Below are 18,811 nucleotides of genomic sequence, written 5' to 3'. Positions count from 1 at the left end.
CGCACCCCAGCGGTGTCGCGCAACGCCCCAACCAGGAACCCAACCCATGTCCCGATTCCAAGTGAAAAAAGTCGCCGTACTCGGCGCAGGCGTGATGGGCGCGCAGATTGCCGCCCACCTCGTCAACGTGAAGGTGCCCGTGGTGCTGTTCGACCTGCCCGCCAAGGAAGGCCCCAAGAACGGCATCGTCACCAAGGCAGTCGAAGGCCTGAAAAAGCTCAAGCCCTCGCCCCTGGGCGTGGCCGACGACGCGGCGCTGATCCAGCAGGCCAACTACGAAGAGCACATGCACCTGCTCAAGGAATGCGACCTCGTGATCGAGGCCATTGCCGAGCGCATGGACTGGAAGCTCGACCTCTACACCAAGATCGCTCCCCACGTGGCCAAGCACGCCATCCTGGCGTCCAACACCTCGGGCCTGTCGATCACCAAACTGTCCGAAGTGCTGCCCGAGAGCATCAAGCCCCGTTTCTGCGGCATCCACTTCTTCAACCCCCCGCGCTACATGACGCTGGTGGAGCTGATCAACACGCCCACCACCCAGCCTGAAGTGCTCGACCAGCTCGAAGCCTTCGTCACCAGCGGCCTGGGCAAGGGCGTGGTGCGCGCGCACGACACCCCCAACTTTGTGGCCAACCGCGTCGGCATCGCCGGCATGCTGGCCACGATGAAGGAAGTCGAGAACTTCGGCCTGACCTACGATGTGGTGGACGACCTCACGGGCAAGAAGCTCGGCCGTGCATCCAGCGGCACCTTCCGCACTGCCGACGTGGTGGGCCTGGACACCATGGCCCACGTGATCAAGACGCTGCAGGACAACCTGAGCATTGAGACCGACCCCTTCTACGAAAGCTTTGGCACGCCTGCCGTGCTGAAAAAGCTGCTGGAGCTGGGCAACCTGGGGCAGAAGACCAAATCCGGTTTCTTCAAGAAGGTCGGCCGTGATGTGATGCGCTTCGAGCTGGAAAGCGAAGAGTACGTGCCCGCCGGCCAGAAGGCCGACGAGGTGTATGCCCGCATGCTCAAGAAGCCCGCTGCCGAGCGCCTGCGCCTGCTGCGCAACGCCGAAGGCGCGCCCGGCCAGTTCCTGTGGGCCATTCTGCGCAACAGCTTCCACTACGCCGCCGTGCACCTGGCCACGATTGCCGACAACGCCCGCGATGTGGACCAGGCCATGCGCTGGGGCTTTGGTATGAAGCAAGGCCCCTTCGAGCTGTGGCAGGAAGCCGGTTGGCTCGAAGTCGCGAAGATGATCCAGGAAGACATTGACGCTGGCAAAGCGCTGTGCAAGGCACCGCTGCCTGAGTGGGTGTTCAAGGGCCCCGTGGCCGACGCCGGTGGCGTGCACACCGCGCAAGGTTCGTGGAGTGCATCGCAGAACAAGTTTGTGCCCCGCCGCCAGCTGCCCGTGTACGAGCGCCAGATCTTCCCCGAGGCCCTGCTGGGCGAAACCGGCCTGCCCGACTGGCGCACCGCTGGCACCACCATTGCTGAGTCGAAGGCCCTGCGCACCTGGACGCTGGACGGCCAAGTGCTCATCGCCAGCATCAAGAACAAGATGCACGCCATCAGCCCCGAGGTGATGGAAGCGCTGATGGAAGCGCTGGAACTGGCCGAGTCTGAGTACCAAGGCATGGTCATCTGGTCCGGCGACGCGCCTTTCAGCGTGGGTGCGGACCTGGAAGCCACGATGCCCGCCTTCATGGTCGGCGGCGCCGATGCGGTGGAAAGCATCGAGCAAGAGTTGCAAAACCTGATGATGCGCATCCGTTACGCGCAGGTGCCCGTGGTCGCTGCCATCCACGGCATGGCGCTGGGCGGCGGCTGCGAGCTGGCTGTGTATTCGGCCAAGCGCGTGGCGCACATGGAAAGCTACATCGGCCTGGTCGAAGTGGGCGTGGGCTTGGTGCCCGGCGCGGGTGGCCTGACCTATATCGCCCGCCGCGCGGCCGAGAACATGGCCGCTTCCACCAGCAAAGACCTGCTGCCCTTCCTGACCGAAGGCTTCACCGCCGCCGCGATGGCCAAGGTGGGTACCAGCGCACTCGAATCGCGCAAGCTGGGCTACCTGCTGGACAGCGACATCATCGTGCCCCACAAGGACGAGCTGCTGTTTGTGGCCATCAACGAAGCCAAGTCCATGGCTGCCAGCGGCTGGCGTGCACCGCACAAGCGCCTGTTCCCCGTGGCGGGCCGCAGCGGTCTGGCCACCATCAAGGCCCAGCTGGTGAACATGCGCGACGGCGGCTTCATCAGCGCCTACGACTTCAAGATCGGCGCCATGATCGCCGAGGTGGTCTGTGGCGGCGATGTGGATGCTGGCTCGATGGTGAGCGAGGAATACCTGCTCACGCTGGAGCGCAAGGTGTTCTGCCACCTGATCGCCCAGCCCAAGACGCATGAGCGCATCCTGGGCATGTTGTCCACCGGCAAGCCGGTTCGCAACTGATCCGGACGTCGATGGATACCGGTAGACCGACATGAGCGAACACGCCCCCAACAAATTGCAGCGCTCGCTGATGCGCCTGGACGAGGCCCCCGCCTTCATGCGCGGGTTCGTGCAGAACATCATCTTGCGCCGGGCTGTGCCCTTTACCGGCGCGGCCGGGGTGAAGTTCGTGTCGCTCACGCCTGAGCGGGTCGAAGTGCATCTTGCCAACGAGCACCGTGTGCAAAACCACATTGGTGGTGTGCACGCCTCGGCCATGAACCTGCTGGCCGAAACGGCCACCGGCATGGTCGTGGGCATGAACGTGCGCGACGACTGCCTGCCGCTGGCCAAGGAGCTCTCCATGGCATTCAAGAAGCGCGCCACGGGCGGCCTCAAAGCCGTGGCCACGCTCACCGCCGAGCAGCGCGCCGCCATGTTGGCCAGCGACAAGGGCGAGGTGCAGGTGAAAGTCACCGTGACCGACGAAGCCGGTGTGGAGCCGGTCGAATGTGTATTTACGTGGGCCTGGGTTCCTTCCAGCCGCCCCCCCAAGAATTGAAGGAGTTTCACCATGGCTCAAAAACAAGTCCAGGACGCCTACATCGTCGCCGCCACGCGCACGCCCATTGGGCGCTCGGGCCGCGGCTATTTCAAGAACACCCGGCCTGACGACCTGCTGGTCGCCGCCATCAAGAGCGCCATGCTGCAGGTGCCCACGCTGGACCCCAAGGCGATTGAAGACGCCATCATTGGCTGCTCCTTCCCCGAAGGTGAGCAGGGCATGAACATGGCCCGCATTGCCGTGGGCCTGGCGTTCGACCACCCCGTGGGCGGCGTGACCGTGAACCGCTTTTGCGCATCGGGCATCACCGCGCTGCAGATGGCGGCCGACCGCATCCGCGTGGGCGAGGCCGACGTGCTGATTGCTGGCGGCGCCGAGTCCATGAGCCTGGTGCCCATGGGCGGCAACAAGCCCTCGTTCAACGCCGAGATTTTTGCCAAGGACGAAAACGTAGGCATCGCCTACGGCATGGGCCTGACCGCCGAAAAGGTGGCCCAGCAGTGGAAGGTGAGCCGCGAAGCGCAAGACGCGTTTGCCCTCGAATCCCACCTGCGTGCCATCAAGGCGCAAAAGGCTGGTGAGTTCAGCGACGAAATCACGCCCTTCGAAATCGTGGAGCGTTCGCCCAACCTCGCTACCGGCGAAGTGGTGGAAAAGCGCCGCACCGTGAGCCTGGACGAAGGCCCTCGTCCTGATACGTCCCTGGAAGGCCTGGCCAAGCTCAAGCCCGTGTTTGCGGCGCGCGGCAGCGTCACGGCGGGCAACAGCTCGCAGACCAGCGACGGTGCCGGTGCCCTCATCGTGGCCAGCGAAAAGGCGGTGAAGCAGTTTGGCCTGACGCCGCTGGCGCGTTTTGTGAGCTACGCCGCGCGCGGCGTGCCGCCAGAGATCATGGGCATTGGACCGATCGAAGCGATTCCTGCGGCCCTGCGTTATGCGGGTCTCAAGAGCGATGACATTGGCTGGTACGAGCTGAACGAAGCGTTTGCGGCCCAGTCGCTGGCGGTGATCAATACGCTGGGCCTGAACCCTGCGAACGTGAACCCCATGGGCGGTGCCATTGCGCTGGGGCATCCGCTGGGCGCCACCGGTGCGATCCGTGCGGCGACGGTGGTGCATGCGCTGCGTCGGCACAAGCTGAAGTACGGCATGGTCACGATGTGCGTAGGTACCGGCCAAGGCGCCGCCGGCATCATCGAAGCTTTGTGAGTTAGCTGGCTACTGCGCGGCTTTCATGCGTCGTTGGGCGGTGCTCGCAATCCTCACGTACCGCAAGTACGTTCCGGTTGCTGCGCTCCGTCCGCCTAGCCTGAAAGCCGCTCGCTACGCCCTTGAGGGCGGGGTGTGAAGGCAGGGGGAAGTGCACTGCCTGTTTTTCTTTTCCATTCAAGCTGGCGCAGATCGGCATTGAACCTAGGAGACAGACATGAACAAGCAAACCTTGCAGGTCAACGGGGCAGTGTCTTTGGCGCTGCGTGTCTACGAACCTGAGGGCGCACCGCGCGCCAGCGTTGTCATCGGTGGCGCGATGGGGGTGCGGCAGTCGTTCTACGAGGCCTTTGCGCTGTGGATGGCGCAGCAGGGGTTTCGGGTCACCACGTTCGACTACCGGGGCCATGGCGACTCTCTGCAGGGCGCCATGCGCGATGTGAAGGCGGATCTGTTTGATTGGGCGCAGGACTACGAGGCGGTGATTTCTGCCGCCAAGGCCGCGCTGCCTGCGCAGCCGCTGTACTTGCTGGGCCACAGCCTGGGCGCGCAGTTGCCGGGCTTGCTGAAAAAGCCCGAGCAGGTGGCGGGCCTGCTGAGCGTGGCCGCAGGCAGCGGCTACTGGCGTGACAACGCGCCGCAGCTCAAGCGCATCGTTCCGTATTTCTGGTGGGTGCTGGTGCCGCTGGCCACACGGCTGTGCGGGTACTTTCCGGGGCGCACGCTCAAGAAGGTGGGCGATCTGCCTGCGGGGGTGATCCTGCAGTGGCGGCGCTGGTGTCTGGACCCCGCTTACAGCGTGGGGGCTGAGGGGCCTGCGGTGGCGCAGAGTTATGGCGCGGTGCGGTTCCCGGTGCTGGCGCTGTCGATGGCGGACGACGAGCTGATGACCTTGCGTGGCACGCACAACCTGGTGAACCTGTACGCCAACACCGAGCGCCGGGTGGAGAGCATCACACCGGCCGACCTGCAGGTGCGGCGCATTGGGCACTTTGGCTTCTTTCGCGACCAGTTCCGCCAAAGCCTGTGGCCGCGCGCAGCGGCTGCGCTGGCCGCACTGGGCGGTGGCGGAATGCCCCATGGCGAAGTCTCCGGTACGACGGCCTGAGCGGTCGTTTCGCGGCACACTTGCAGCATGACTTCCTCTTCATCCACTTCTTCGTCTGCGTCTTCGTCCTCCGCTACACACCCGCTGGACGAGGCGCTGCAACTGACGGCTTCGTCCGCTGCGACGGGCCAGTACGAAGGGCAGACCCACCCCGGCTACTGGAACATGGTCGGCCCGTTTGGCGGCATCACCGCTGCCACGCTGCTACAGGCCATCCTGAAGCACCCCGACCGGCTGGGCGATCCGCTGTCGCTCACTGTCAACTATGCGGGCGCTTTGACCGCTGGTGCGTTAACGGTGCAGGCAACTCCTGTTCGCACCAATCGCTCCACCCAGCACTGGACGCTGTCGATCCTGCAGGCCGGTGCCGACGGCGCGCAGGTGGTCACCACTACGGCCACCGCCGTCACGGCCGTGCGCCGCGAGACCTGGAGCGTGGGCGATGTGCCCATGCCGCAGGTGCCCCCACCTGCAGAGCAAAAAGCCATCGTTGCCCCCTTGGGCGCTGTGGAGTGGCTCAACCGCTATGAGATGCGCCCCATCGCTGGCTTCATCCCGCGCACCTGGGACGGCAGCGGCGACCACAGCCTGACGCAGCTGTGGATGCGCGACACACCACCGCGGCCGCTCGACTTCGTGGCGCTGTCCGCATTGGCCGATGTGTTCTTTCCCCGCGTGTGGCTGCGCCGTGCGCGCCAGGTGCCTGCGGGCACGGTGTCGATCACCGTGTACTTCCACGCCACGGCAGAGCAGCTGCAGGCCACGGGCACTGGCTTCCTGCTCGGCCAGGCGCGCGGGCAGGAGTTCCGCAACGGTTTCTTTGACCAGACCGTGCAGCTGTGGAACGAGGCTGGCACCATGCTGGCCACCAGCCATCAGATCGTTTACTACAAGGAATAGGAAGTCGGCCTGTCGCCCTGTGCCGTACCGCATTCCTCTCGTCCCAATCCATCCGACCCGGAACCTTCACCACCATGACCGAAGCCACCCAAGACATCCTCGTCCACTCCGAAGCGGGCGTGACCACCATCACCTTCAACCGCGTGGACAAGAAGAACTCCATCACGCGCGACATGTACGCCGCCATGGCTGATGCGCTCGACGCCGCCAAGGCGGATGCCAGCGTGCGCGTGGTGGTGTTCCAGGGCGACGTGGCGATCTTCAGCGCGGGCAATGACATTGGCGATTTTTTGCAGCAGCCGCCTGCCACGCAGGACTCGCCCGTGTTCCGTTTTCTGCGCGGCATCACCACCTTCCCCAAGCCCGTGATCGCCTCGGTGTGTGGCCCGGCCGTGGGCATTGGCACAACCATGCTGTTCCACTGCGACCTGGTCTATGCGGGCGACAACGCGGCGTTCTCCATGCCGTTCGTCAACCTGGGCCTGTGCCCCGAGGCCGCATCGAGCCTACTGGTGCCGCAGATGCTGGGGTACCACCGCGCTGCGGAAGCCTTGCTGCTGGGCGAGCCTTTCATGGCCGAGGCCGCGTTGGAAGTCGGCCTGGTGAACCGTGTGGTGCCGCCCACCGAGTGCAATGGGGTGGCGCAGGCGCAGGCGAAGAAGCTGGCTGCCAAGCCGTTGTCGTCGCTCATCGAAACCAAGCGGTTGATGAAGGGCGGGCAGACGGCGAAGGTGCTGGAGGTGATGGCGGAAGAGGGCGAGAGCTTTGGGCGCATGTTGCGTGAGCCTGCAGCGCGGGAAGCGTTCTCCGCTTTTATGGAGAAGAGAAAGCCTGATTTCAGCGCGGTTTGATTCGCTAGTTCTGAGGTATTTTGGGCTGCTGGCGCTTGTACATAAAGCGCTGGCTGCTATTGTTTTTATAGTTCGTTCTCGCCCCATCCGTTCGGGTTGAGCTTAGCGAAGTTTGTTTTGGCGGTGGCTACTGCATGCCCGTGTGAAGTGCGGGAGCCGGGAGTCGCCCGGCGTGCGAGTAACTTTCTTTTGCTTCGCCAAAAGAAAGTCACCAAAGAAAAGGCGACCCCCAGTCTGCGACCCCTGCGCTTCGCTCCGGGGCAAACCTGCGTCCGTGCGGTTGCGGGGTGTGCCGTGGAACTCGCTTTGCGCTGCCGCGCGCCGCTCAGACATCCACGGCGAGTCAGAGCACGAAGCATGGGCGCTCCGACGCCCATGCCACCCCGCAACCGCCCCGCCGCAGGCGCAGCCAGCAGGGGTGAGGAGCCGAACATCCAACATCCAACAGCCGAACAGCCGAAAAACCACACGGGCCATCGCTGCGCTCGGCCCAGCTTCCGCAGCGCGTGGCGCTTGCGCCCGCGAGACGGGGCCGAGCGCAGCAATGGCCCGAGTGGATGTCCCTCGGGTTCCCTTCTGCGCGTGCCGAGAAGCGCAAGGCAGGGGGTGTGTGCGTGTGCCGAAGGACACACGCACTTCGTGCACTGACTTGCCGCAGTTGTTTGAACGGAGCGCGTAGCGCGCAGTGAGTTCTGCGGCGCACCCTCTGTGCGAGCATCGCAGGTTGCCCGTAGCGCAGCGAAGGGACGCGCGCAGTAGGGTCGCCCTTTCTTTGGTGACTTTCTTTCGGCGACGCGAAAGAAAGTTACTCGCACGCCGGGCGACTCCCGGCCTCCGTCCTTCGCATAGGCACGCGATCTGCTTCGAAATGAGCAGCAAATCAGGCAGTGAATACCGGCGTTTCACCTCAAAAAGCACCCGTAGCAATCGCGATCAGACAAGCTATCTATTTTTACAAAGCACTTGCTTGCTAAAAATAAACAGTTTTGCTATCGTGCCTGCATGGATTCACCCGTGCCGCGCACCAGCGCCATCGCCCCCGCTCCCAAGAAACCACCGGCCCGCACTGGCAGCAAGGCGGTAGCTTCCTCCGACGCCAACGCAGTCGCTGCAGAGGCAACCCCCACCCGCCGCCCCCGCGGCCGCCCCCGCAAGACCGCCGAAGAACTCGACGACGGCAACCGCCGTCGCAAGCTCATGGACGGCGCGGCCAAGCTCTTTCGCACCCAGGGCTTTGCCGCCACCAGCACGCGCGACATTGCTGCGGCGGCAGGCATGCACAGTGGCTCGCCCTTCTACCACTTCGAAAGCAAAAGCGCGCTGCTCTACGCCGTGATGAGCGAAGGCATGACCATGGCCACGCAAAGCCAGCAGCAGGCACTCGATGCACTACCCGCCACGGCCACACCGCGCGAGCAGCTGCGCACGCTCATTCGCCACCATTTCGAGATCCTGCTCGGGCCCCGCAGCAGCTTCATCCCGGTGATGCTCTACGAATGGCGCTCGCTCACGCCTGCGCAGCGCAAGGGCATTGCCCGCATCAAGGACAGCTACGAGGCCACCTGGATGCCTGTGCTGGAAGCGCTGGCAAAGCAGCGTGCGCTGCAGGCTGAGCCCGGTGTGGCGCGGCTGTTCATCTTTGGGGCGCTCAACTGGGCGGTGCAATGGTTCTCGCCCAAGAAGGGCAAGTCGCTCGACGCGCTCACCGACGAGGCACTCGCCTTGTTTATCCGTTCATAACAAACAACCCCATCAAGGCAGAGTCACCATGGCCCCCACTGCGCGCAACGCCTACCAGTCTGTGTTTGCTCCGGGCCTGTTCCTGGGCCAGGTGGTGGTGGTCACCGGCGGTGGGTCCGGCATTGGCCGGTGCACGGCACACGAACTGGCGCACCTGGGCGCGCATGTGGTGCTGGTGGGGCGAAAGCCAGAAAAGCTGCTGGCCGTGGCCGAAGAGATCACCGCCGATGGCGGCCACGTGTCGTGCCAGGTGTGCGACATCCGCTCTGAAGAAGCCGTGGTCGCGCTGGTGCAGCAGGTCCTTGCTGCGCAGGGGCGCATCGATGCGCTGGTCAACAACGCGGGCGGGCAGTTCATGTCGCCGCTCGAATCCATCAGCGCCAAGGGCTGGGAGGCCGTGCTGCACACCAACCTCACCGGCGGCTTTTTGATGGCGCGAGAGTGCTACCGGCAGTGGATGGCGCAGCACGGCGGCTCAGTAGTCAACATCGTGGCCGACATGTGGGGCTCCATGCCTGGCATGGGGCACAGTGGCGCTGCCCGTGCGGGCATGGTCAGCTTCACCGAAACCGCTGCGCTGGAATGGGCACACAGCGGTGTGCGCGTGAACGCCGTGGCGCCGGGCTACATCGCCTCCAGCGGCATGGACAACTACCCGCCCGAGGCGGCAGACATGCTGCGTGCCATGCCGCGCACGGTGCCGCTCGGGCGCTTTGGCAACGAGGCCGAGGTGTCGGCGGCCATCACCTTTTTGCTCAGCCCGGCAGCCAGCTTCATCAGCGGCGCCACGCTGCGGGTGGACGGCGCACGGCCCCAGGTGCGCATGGGCTGGCCGCAGCGCCCGCCTGGTGCCACCGCCGCAGCACACCCGGCCGTGCGGCCGTTTGACGGCTTTCACCGCGCGCAGGTGCCGCAGGTGTTTGCACCTTCCCATACCCCCAAGACCGAGGCCGCATGACCGCCGTCTTCACTTCCCGATTCAACCCAGGCAGCGCCGAATCCACCCAGCGCCGCGCGGCGCTGCAGGTCCGCCTTCATGCCCTGCGCGCGTTGGAAGAGCGTGCCGCCGCCGCCTCGGCCCGCTCGCTCCCCCAGTTTGAAAAACGCGGCCAGCTGCTGCCGCGCCAGCGGGTGGCGCTGCTGCTGGATGCGGGTGCACCCTGGCTGCCGCTGTGCACCCTGGCGGGCTACCTGCAGGACGTGAAGGACCCCGAGAAGTCCGTGCCCGGTGGCGGCATGGTCGCGGGCATCGGCTTTGTCAGTGGCGTGCGTTGCATGGTGGTGGCCAGCGATTCGGGCATCGAGGCCGGCGCCATCCAGCCCATGGGCCTGGAAAAGATCTTGCGCGTGCAGGAAATCGCGCTGCAAAACCGCTTGCCGTTCATCCACCTGGTGGAGAGCGCGGGCGCCAACCTCATGCGCTACCGGGTGGAGGGCTTCGTGCACGGTGGCACGCTGTTCCGCAACCTTGCGCGGCTGTCGGCGGCGGGCATTCCGGTGATCACTGTGCAGCACGGCTCGGGCACCGCGGGCGGCGCCTACATGCCCGGCTTGTCGGATGTGGTGATCATGGTGCAGGGCCGCTCGCGCGCCTTTCTGGCCGGGCCGCCGCTGCTCATGGCTGCGACGGGCGAGATTGCGACGGAAGAGGAACTGGGCGGTGCCGAGATGCATACCGCCGTCTCGGGTCTGGGTGAATACCTGGCGCAGGACGACCGTGAGGCCATCGGCCTGGCGCGCGATGTGGTGGCGCAGTTGGGGTGGGGCGTAGCGCCGCGACCCAGCGCACCCGGGCCCACCTTGCCCGCCGAGGACCTGCTGTCCCTGATGTCTGCCGACCTGCGCCAGCCCGTGGACATGCGCGAGGTGATGGCGCGGCTGGTCGATGGCTCGGAGCTGCTGGAGTTCAAGGCCCGCTACGGCATGGCCACCCTGTGCGCGCAAGGCCGCATTGGCGGCCATGCCGTGGGCTTCATTGGCAACAACGGCCCCATCGACGTGGCGGGCGCCAACAAGGCCACGCACTTCATCCAGTGGATGTGCCAGCTGGGCCACCCCATCATCTACCTGCAGAACACCACGGGCTACATGGTGGGCAAGGACAGCGAGCAGGGCGGCATGATCAAACACGGCAGCAAGATGATCCAGGCCGTGACCAACGCCACCGTGCCGCAGATCACCATCCAGTGCGGCGCCAGCTTTGGCGCGGGCAACTACGGCATGTGCGGGCGGGGTTATGCGCCGCGCTTCCTGTTCAGCTGGCCGGGTGCCAAGACGGCGGTGATGGGCGGCGAGCAGGCCGCGCGCACCATGCAGATCGTGACCGAGGCGGCGCTGGCGCGCAAAGGCATCACGCCCGACCCGGCCGAGTCGCAAGCCCAGTTCGACAAGATCGTCGCCATGTTCGAGGCCCAGGCCGATGCGTTCTACACCAGCGGCCTGCTGCTGGACGACGGTGTGATCGACCCGCGCGACACGCGCGCCGTTCTGGCGTTTTGCCTGGACACCTGCGCCGAGGCACAGGCCCGCACGCTGCGGCCCTTGAGCTTTGGCGTGGCGCGGATGTAAGCGCTTCGCGCGCAACTTCCACAATGGCCGAGCCTCTCAAACACCTGCTGAACGACACCGTGCCGCCGCGCATTGCGGCCATGGTGCGGCGCGCGTGGCGGTCCTTCGACTCAAAAGCCTTCTTGCGCCAGATCGAGCCCGGCTACGAATCGCTGGAGTTGATGGCGCGCGGTCAGCGCATTGCGCAGGCCCTGCAGACCCACCTGCCGCAAGACGTGCCACGCGCGCTGGGTGTGCTGGTCGATTCGATGGACCCACCCATGGGCCTCGATGCGGCGGGTGAGCCCGATGCGGGTGACCGCCCGTACAGCGCCTTCCTGTACCTGCCGCACAGCATGTACATCGGCGCACACGGCCTGCAGCATTTCGAGGCAGCGATGGCTGCGCAGCATGCACTCACCCAGCGCTTTACCGCCGAGTTCTGCATCCGCCCCTACCTGCTGCACCACCAGGGCGCCACGCTAGCGCGGCTGCGCGACTGGGCGCAGGATGACAACGCCCATGTGCGCCGCCTGGTGAGCGAAGGCACGCGGCCCCGCCTGCCCTGGGCGCCGCGTTTGCCTGCATTCCAGAACAACCCGCAACTGGCCCTGCCATTGCTCGATGCACTCAAGGACGACCCATCGTCGTACGTGCGTCGCTCCGTGGCCAACCACCTGGGCGATATCGCCAAGGACCACTCCGACCTCGCCGTAGGCACCGCGCGCACCTGGCTGCAGGGCGCACCCGCCCCGCGCGAGGCCCTGGTGCGTCACGGCCTGCGCTTTCTCATCAAACGCGGCGACGCCGCTGCGCTCGATGCCCTGGGCGTGGGCCATGCCGTGGCGCTGGACGTGCGGTCCGCGCGCGTGCTTCCCGCCCGCGCACGTATCGGCGACAAGGTGCGCATCGAGGCCGAACTGCACAACCCCACACCCCTGCCCCAGCGCGTGCTTGCGGACCTGAAGGTGCACTACGTCAAGGCCCACGGCGGCGCGGCGCCCAAGGTGTTCAAGCTGCAGACGCTGGACATCGCCCCCGGCGCCACCGTGGCGGTGGGCAAGACGCTGTCGCTGCAGCAGATGACCACACGCACCCACTACCCCGGCGCGCACCAGGTGGAGCTGGTGCTCAACGGGCGGCCACAGCCGCTGGGGCAGTTTCAGCTTTCGTGATCGAGGTTTGCAGGCAGACAAACATACAAACGCAACAGCAGGAGACAAGCACCATGCAGTTCACACACGAGCACCGCGAGATCCAGAAGACCCTCAAGCGTTTCATCGACGAAGAGATCAACCCCCACGTGGACGAGTGGGAAGCGGCCGAGATCTTCCCCGCGCACGAGGTCTTCAAGAAGATGGGCAACCTGGGCCTGCTGGGCTTGTGCAAGCCGGAGGAATACGGCGGTCAGGGGCTGGACTATTCGTACAGCCTGGCCATGGCCGAGGCACTGGGCCACATCCACTGCGGCGGCGTGCCCATGGCCATTGGTGTGCAGACCGACATGTGCACCCCGGCGCTGGCGCGCTACGGTAGCGAAGAACTCAAGCGCAACTTTCTGGCCCCTGCGATTGCGGGCGACATGGTGGGCTGCATCGGCGTGAGCGAGCCTGCGGCGGGCAGCGATGTGTCGGGCATCAAGAGCGTGGCGCGCAAGGACGGCGACGACTACGTGATCACCGGCCAGAAGATGTGGATCACCAACAGCCTGCAGGCCGACTGGATGTGCATGCTGGTGAACACGGGCGAAGGCCCTGTGCACAAGAACAAGAGCCTGGTGATGGTGCCCATGCGCGACGGGCCCGGCGGCAAGCTCACCAAGGGCATCGAGGTGGCGCAGAAGATCCGCAAGATCGGCATGCACAGCAGCGACACCGGCTTGATCTACTTTGACGAGGTGCGTGTGCCGCAGCGCTACCGCATCGGTGCGGAGGGGCAGGGCTTCATCTACCAGATGCAGCAGTTCCAGGAAGAGCGCCTGTGGTGCGCCGCCAGCACGCTCGAATCGCTGACCAACTGCATCCAGTGGACCATCGACTACGCGCAGGAGCGCAAGCTGTTTGGCGCCACGCTGGCCGACCAGCAGTGGGTGCAGTTCAAGCTGGCCGAACTCAAGACCGAGGTCGAAGCGCTGCGTGCACTCACCTACCGCGCCTGCGACCTGTACGTGAACGGGCAGGACGTGCTGGAGCTGGCCAGCATGGCCAAGCTCAAGGCTGGCCGCCTGAACCGCGAGGTGCCCGACACCTGCCTGCAGTTCTGGGGCGGCATGGGCTTCACGCTGGAGAACAAGGTCTCGCGCATGTACCGCGACGGGCGGCTGGCGTCCATCGGCGGCGGGGCGGACGAAGTGATGCTGGGCATCCTCGCAAAGCTCATGGGCATCGCCAAGCGGCCCGCGCACTGACATGGCCGATTCGCTGTTGATCGACCGCGCGCCGCTGGCCTGCGGCTGTGTGGAAACCTGGACGCTCGATGACCCGGCCAGCCGCAATGCGCTGTCAGAAGCCATGGTGGACGCCCTGCTAGCCGCGTGTGAGCGGGCTGCGGCCGATGCCGACCTGCGCGGCGTGGTGCTGCGGGGTGCCGGTGGGCATTTCTGCGCGGGTGGCAGCCTGGGCGGCTTTGCCAAGACCATTGGCCAGCCCCTGGCTGAGGGCGAGGCTGACCCGCTGGTACCGCTGAACCGCCGATTCGGCACGCTGCTGCAGGCCCTGTGCGCGCTGCCGCAGTGGCTCATCGTGGCGGTGGAAGGGGCGGCCATGGGTGGCGGCTTTGGTCTGGTGTGCTGCGCCGACCATGTGCTGGCCCACACCAGCGCGCAGTTCGCCACGCCCGAGGTCACGCTGGGCATCGTGCCTGCGCAGATCGCGCCCTTTGTGGTGCGGCGCCTTGGCCCGTCTGCTGCGCGGCGGTGTTTGCTGACCGGCGAGCGCTGGGATGCCGCTGCCGCCCAGCGCTTGGGCCTGGTCGATGACCTGGTGGAGGGCGACATGAATGCTGCTTTGCAGGCCGCCATTGCACGCCACGCTGCCGCAGCGCCGCAGGCAGTGGCCGCCACCAAACGTTTGTTGCTGGCACAGCCCGAGACGGCGTTGCCCGCGCTGCTCGATGACGCCGCCCTCGCCTTTGCGCAAGCGCTGCGTGGCCCCGAGGCGCCGCAAGGGCTGGCAGCGTTTGCTGCGCGCAAGGCGCCGCCGTGGAGTGCGAACTCATGAAGAAAATCCTCATTGCCAATCGGGCTGTTCATGCCGCAGGCATGGCGAAGCAGATTGCCCGTGCACGCGCAGCGTGCTGGCGGGCGATGGAGCCGCGAGGGCACAGCCTATGAAAAAGATACTGATCGCCAATCGCGGCGAGATCACTCGCCGGGTGATTCACACCGCCCACCGCATGGGCATCGAAACCGTCGCGGTTTACTCCGACCCCGATACCAACGCCCTGCACGTGCGTGAAGCCAACCAGGCCGTGGCGCTGGGTGGCGCGGCCAGCGCCGACACCTACCTGCGCACCGACAAGCTGCTGGCCGCCGCCCGTGCCACCGGCGCCGATGCCGTGCACCCCGGCTATGGCTTCCTCAGCGAGAACGCCGACTTCGCGCGGGCCGTGGTCGATGCGGGCCTGACCTGGATTGGCCCGCCGCCCGCCGCCATCCGCACATTGGGCAGCAAGGCGGGAGCCAAGGCCCTGGCCCATGCGCACGGCGTGCCCTGCTTGCCCGGGTACTCCGGCGACGACCAGAGCGATGAACGCTTTGCCGCCGAGGCTGCGCGCATCGGCACGCCCCTTATGGTCAAGGCCGTGGCGGGTGGGGGAGGGCGCGGCATGCGCCTCGTCACCGACCTGGCGCAGTTGCCCGCCGCACTGGCCAGTGCCCGGTCGGAGGCGCTAGCGGGCTTTGGCTGTAGCGACCTGCTCATCGAACGCGCACTGTTGCAGCCGCGCCATGTGGAGGTGCAGATCTTTGCCGACGCTCACGGCGGATGCATCCACCTGGGCGAGCGCGATTGCTCGGTACAGCGCCGCCACCAGAAGATCATCGAAGAGTCCCCCAGCCCCGCCGTGGACGCCGCGCTGCGCGAGCGCATGGGTGCCTGCGCCGTGGCGCTGGCACAGGCCGCTGGCTATGTGGGTGCGGGCACGGTGGAATTCCTTCTGGATGGGGCTGAATTCTTCTTGATGGAGATGAACACCCGCCTGCAGGTGGAGCACCCGGTGACCGAAGCGCTCACGGGGCTGGACCTGGTGGAATGGCAAATCCGCGTGGCACGTGGCGAGCCGCTGCCGCTCACGCAAGATGAGGTGCATCTGCAAGGCCACGCCATCGAAGTGCGCCTGTGTGCCGAAGACGCGCACTTCCGTCCCCACACCGGCCGCGTGCTGCAGTTCAGCGCGCCACCGGCCACCGCGTTTGAACGGGCTGCGCCGGGCGCGCTGCGCTTTGACCATGCGCTGGAAGAGGGCGCCGAAGTCACACCCCACTACGACGCCATGCTGGGCAAGCTCATCGTGCACGCGCCCACGCGGGCCGAGGCCATCGCCGCGCTGGTGCGTGCGCTGCAGGGCACCCGCGTGCTGGGCCTGTCCACCAACCGCGCGTTTCTGGCGGCCTGCCTGCAGCACCCCGTGTTTGCCAGCGGCCATGCGCTGGTGCCGTTCCTGGCGGAGCATGCCCAGGAGCTGCAGCGGTTGCTATTAAATAATGAGCTATTAGTGCATATTCCTTCGGCGCTATCGGCCATTTTTGCTTCAAATACGCCGTCGGACCTGCCTTGTGCGATGGCCAGGCCCCTGCGGCTGCGCCACCAGGGCGAGGTGCACTCCGTCGCCGTGCGCGAGCTGGGCGGTGGGCGGCTGCTGGTGGAACAGGCCGGGGCAGAGCCTGTGACTTTGCAGCTGCCCCAGCGCGGTGTGCATTGCGTGGCGGTGGGCCCCCGGCGCTGGCACTGGCAAACCGGCGGCGTGGACGGCTGGGTGGAAGACGCATCGTGGGAGCCCGCTGCGCGCGCGGGTGCGGCGGGCGGTGCGACGGAGTTGCGCGCCCCCTTCAACGGCAAGGTGGTTGCGCTGCCTGTGGCAGCAGGCCAGGCGCTGGCGGCGGGCGATACGGTGGTGGTCATCGAATCCATGAAGCTCGAACACAGCCTGGCCAGCCCCGCCGCCGCCACCGTGGCCGAGCTGCTGGTGGCCCCCGGCCAGCAGGTGTCGCCCGGCCAGGTGCTGGCCCGCTTTGCACCCGCCACGCAAGGAGCGCCCGCATGACCGCCACATCCGACGCAACCCCTGTGAGCGACGAAGACCGCACCGCCCTCACCGACACCGTCACCCGCTTTGCCCGCACCGAGATCGCGCCGCATGTGGACGCGTGGGATGCCGCCGGTGAATTCCCCCGCAGCCTGTACCGCCGCGCGGCCGACCTGGGCCTGCTGGGCCTGGGCTACCCAGAGCAGTACGGCGGCACACCCGCCAGCTACCTGCTGCGCCTGCCGCTGTGGCGCGCGCTCAGCCGCCACGGTGCCAGCGGCGGTGTGCTGGCCAGCTTGCTGTCGCACAACATCGGCCTGCCGCCCGTGTTGGCCCATGGCAGCGACGCGGTGCGTGCCGAGGTCATTCCACCGGTGCTGGCGGGCGAGCAGATTGCCGCACTGGCGATCACCGAACCCGGTGGCGGGTCCGACGTGGCCCAACTCAAGACCACAGCGCGGCGCGAGGGCGATGAGTACATCGTCAACGGCGAAAAGGTGTTCATCACCTCCGGCATGCGTGCGGACTGGATCACGGTCGCTGTCAGAACGGGAGAGGCTGGAAGCAAGGGCAGTGGCGGCATCTCCATGCTGCTCATCCCCGGCCACAGCGCAGGCCTGTCGCGCAGCAAGCTCGACAAGATGGGCTGGCTCTGCTCCGACACCGCCCACCTGCGCTTTGACAACGTGCGCGTGCCCGCCCGCTACCTGCTGGGCGAAGAGGGCGCGGGCTTTCGCATCATCATGGCCAACTTCAACGGCGAGCGCTTTGGCCTCGCCGCGTCGGCCCTGGGCTTTGCCGAGGCCTGCTACGACGAGGCCCTGGCCTGGGCCCGCCAGCGCAAGACCTTTGGCGCCGCGCTGGTGGAACACCAGGTCATCCGCCACAAGCTGGTGGACATGCAGATGCGCATCCAGTCCACCGCCGCGTGGTGCGAGTCCGTGGCCGCGCAGGCCGACGCGGGCCGCACCGGACCGGAATGGGTAGCGAGTGTGTGCCTGCTCAAGAACCACGCCACCCAAACCATGCAGTTCTGCGCCGACCAAGCCGTGCAGATCCTGGGCGGCATGGGCTTCATGCGTGGCACCGTCAGCGAGCGCATCTACCGCGAGGTCAAGGTCATGATGATCGGCGGCGGTGCGGAAGAAATCATGAAGGACCTGGCTGCACGCCAGCTCGGCATTTGAAGGAGACAGGCATCATGCACACCACCGACCACGGCAACAAAGCCATCATCACCTGCGCCATCACCGGCGTGCTGACGGACCCCGGCCAGCACCATGTGCCCGTCACGCCCGAGCAGCTGGCCCAAGAGGCCCGCCGCGCCTGCGACGCAGGCGCCGCCGTGGTCCACGTGCACTTTCGCGACCAAGAGCCCGGCAAGGGCCACCTGCCCAGCTGGGACCCTCAGGTGGCGCGCGACTGCGTGCAGGCCATGCGCGAGGCCTGCCCCGGCCTGATCATCAACCAGACCACCGGCGTGGTCGGCCCCAATTACCAGGGCCCGCTCGACTGCCTGCGCGCCACTCGACCCGAGATGGCAGCGTGCAACGCTGGCTCGCTCAACTACCTGAAGGTGCGCAGCAACGGCACCTGGGCCTGGCCGCCCATGCTGTTCGACAACCAGCCCGCCAAGGTCAAGGACTTCATCGACGTGATGCTGGAAACCGGCACGCTGCCCGAGTTCGAATGCTTCGACGTGGGCATCGTGCGCTGCGTGGAGATGTATGTGCAGACCGGCATGTACACCGAGCGCCTGCCCGAATACAACTTTGTGATGGGCGTCGAATCCGGCATGCCTGCGGACCCGGACCTGCTGCCCATCCTGCTCAAGCTGAAAATCAAGGACGCCCCCTGGCAAGCCACCGTCATCGGCCGCAGCGAGATCTGGCCCGTGCATCAGCGCGTGGCTGAGCTGGGTGGGCACCTGCGCACGGGGCTGGAAGACACGTTCTATCTGCCGGATGGGACCAAGGCGGATTCGAACGGGCCGCTGATTGAGAAGCTGGCGGAGTACGCGCGCAACGCGGGGCGGGAGGTGGCTTCGCCGCAGGAGGCGCGGGGGATGTTGGGGCTGAAGGTCTCTTAGGTCTGTGGGCTTGCCCCTCGGGCGTGATGTGCAGCTACTCGCGCCGGAGCGTGAGGTACACGGTGTGCGCCTTCACATCTCCTAGAATTAGGGTGATTTCGCTTTCAGGTGCTTGTTCAATAAGCGCCAA

15 protein-coding genes are annotated in these 18,811 nt (G+C 66.3%); all 15 read left to right on the top strand.

Features of this window, described 5'->3' with window-relative positions:
- The first annotated feature begins 46 nt into the window (after positions 1-46).
- The 15 genes from ATF69_RS04465 to ATF69_RS04395 all read left to right on the top strand — a co-directional run bounded on the left by ATF69_RS04465 (position 47) and on the right by ATF69_RS04395 (position 18,681).
- Positions 47-2,449, top strand: coding sequence for a 3-hydroxyacyl-CoA dehydrogenase/enoyl-CoA hydratase family protein (locus tag ATF69_RS04465; protein WP_146870015.1), 2,403 nt, complete (start codon positions 47-49; stop codon positions 2,447-2,449).
- Between the two features lie 31 nt (positions 2,450-2,480).
- Positions 2,481-2,990, top strand: a complete 510-nt coding sequence (locus tag ATF69_RS04460) for a DUF4442 domain-containing protein (protein ID WP_146870014.1) — start codon at positions 2,481-2,483, stop codon at positions 2,988-2,990.
- 12 nt (positions 2,991-3,002) lie between these two features.
- Positions 3,003-4,202, top strand: a complete 1,200-nt coding sequence (locus tag ATF69_RS04455; RefSeq protein WP_116748882.1) for an acetyl-CoA C-acyltransferase — start codon at positions 3,003-3,005, stop codon at positions 4,200-4,202.
- Positions 4,203-4,419: 217 nt separating this feature from the next.
- Complete coding sequence (locus ATF69_RS04450; RefSeq protein WP_146870013.1) at positions 4,420-5,310, top strand: alpha/beta hydrolase family protein; 891 nt, start codon at positions 4,420-4,422, stop codon at positions 5,308-5,310.
- A gap of 27 nt (positions 5,311-5,337) precedes the next feature.
- Positions 5,338-6,210 (top strand): acyl-CoA thioesterase, encoded by an 873-nt coding sequence (locus ATF69_RS04445; RefSeq protein ID WP_146870012.1) that lies wholly within the window; start codon positions 5,338-5,340, stop codon positions 6,208-6,210.
- Between the two features lie 74 nt (positions 6,211-6,284).
- Positions 6,285-7,061 carry an enoyl-CoA hydratase gene (locus ATF69_RS04440; protein WP_146870011.1) on the top strand — a complete coding sequence of 259 codons (777 nt, stop codon included), beginning with the start codon at positions 6,285-6,287 and terminating at the stop codon, positions 7,059-7,061.
- Between the two features lie 1,002 nt (positions 7,062-8,063).
- Entirely contained in the window at positions 8,064-8,801 is a 738-nt protein-coding gene (locus tag ATF69_RS04435; protein WP_146870010.1) for a TetR/AcrR family transcriptional regulator, read from the top strand.
- A 28-nt stretch (positions 8,802-8,829) separates the two neighbouring features.
- A complete protein-coding gene (locus ATF69_RS04430; protein WP_146870009.1) occupies positions 8,830-9,759 on the top strand; it encodes an SDR family oxidoreductase in 930 nt (309 codons plus the stop codon).
- A complete protein-coding gene (locus ATF69_RS04425; protein ID WP_146870008.1) occupies positions 9,756-11,369 on the top strand; it encodes an acyl-CoA carboxylase subunit beta in 1,614 nt (537 codons plus the stop codon). The genes ATF69_RS04430 and ATF69_RS04425 overlap by 4 nt, the downstream gene beginning before the upstream one ends.
- Before the next feature lie 23 nt (positions 11,370-11,392).
- Entirely contained in the window at positions 11,393-12,523 is a 1,131-nt protein-coding gene (locus ATF69_RS04420) for a DNA alkylation repair protein (protein WP_146870007.1), read from the top strand.
- A 53-nt stretch (positions 12,524-12,576) separates the two neighbouring features.
- Positions 12,577-13,755, top strand: a complete 1,179-nt coding sequence (locus ATF69_RS04415) for an acyl-CoA dehydrogenase family protein (protein WP_146870006.1) — start codon at positions 12,577-12,579, stop codon at positions 13,753-13,755.
- Position 13,756: 1 nt separating this feature from the next.
- Complete coding sequence (locus ATF69_RS04410) at positions 13,757-14,566, top strand: enoyl-CoA hydratase/isomerase family protein (RefSeq protein WP_146870005.1); 810 nt, start codon at positions 13,757-13,759, stop codon at positions 14,564-14,566.
- Positions 14,567-14,675: 109 nt separating this feature from the next.
- The gene (locus ATF69_RS04405) at positions 14,676-16,610 is read left to right on the top strand and encodes an ATP-binding protein (protein WP_146870004.1); all 1,935 of its coding nucleotides are present in this window, start codon (positions 14,676-14,678) and stop codon (positions 16,608-16,610) included.
- Positions 16,607-17,779 carry an acyl-CoA dehydrogenase family protein gene (locus tag ATF69_RS04400; RefSeq protein WP_146870003.1) on the top strand — a complete coding sequence of 391 codons (1,173 nt, stop codon included), beginning with the start codon at positions 16,607-16,609 and terminating at the stop codon, positions 17,777-17,779. Before ATF69_RS04405 ends, ATF69_RS04400 begins: the two co-directional genes overlap by 4 nt.
- A gap of 14 nt (positions 17,780-17,793) precedes the next feature.
- Positions 17,794-18,681: a beta-keto acid cleavage family enzyme gene (locus ATF69_RS04395; RefSeq protein WP_146870002.1), complete on the top strand. Its 888-nt coding sequence runs from the start codon at positions 17,794-17,796 to the stop codon at positions 18,679-18,681.
- The last annotated feature ends 130 nt before the right edge of the window (positions 18,682-18,811 follow it).

It is taken from the genome of Acidovorax delafieldii (genome assembly GCF_007993815.1).
In the GTDB taxonomy this organism is placed as follows: domain Bacteria; phylum Pseudomonadota; class Gammaproteobacteria; order Burkholderiales; family Burkholderiaceae_C; genus Acidovorax; species Acidovorax delafieldii.
Note: the sequence above shows the minus strand (reverse complement) of the source record. Positions and strands in the feature narration are given on the sequence as shown.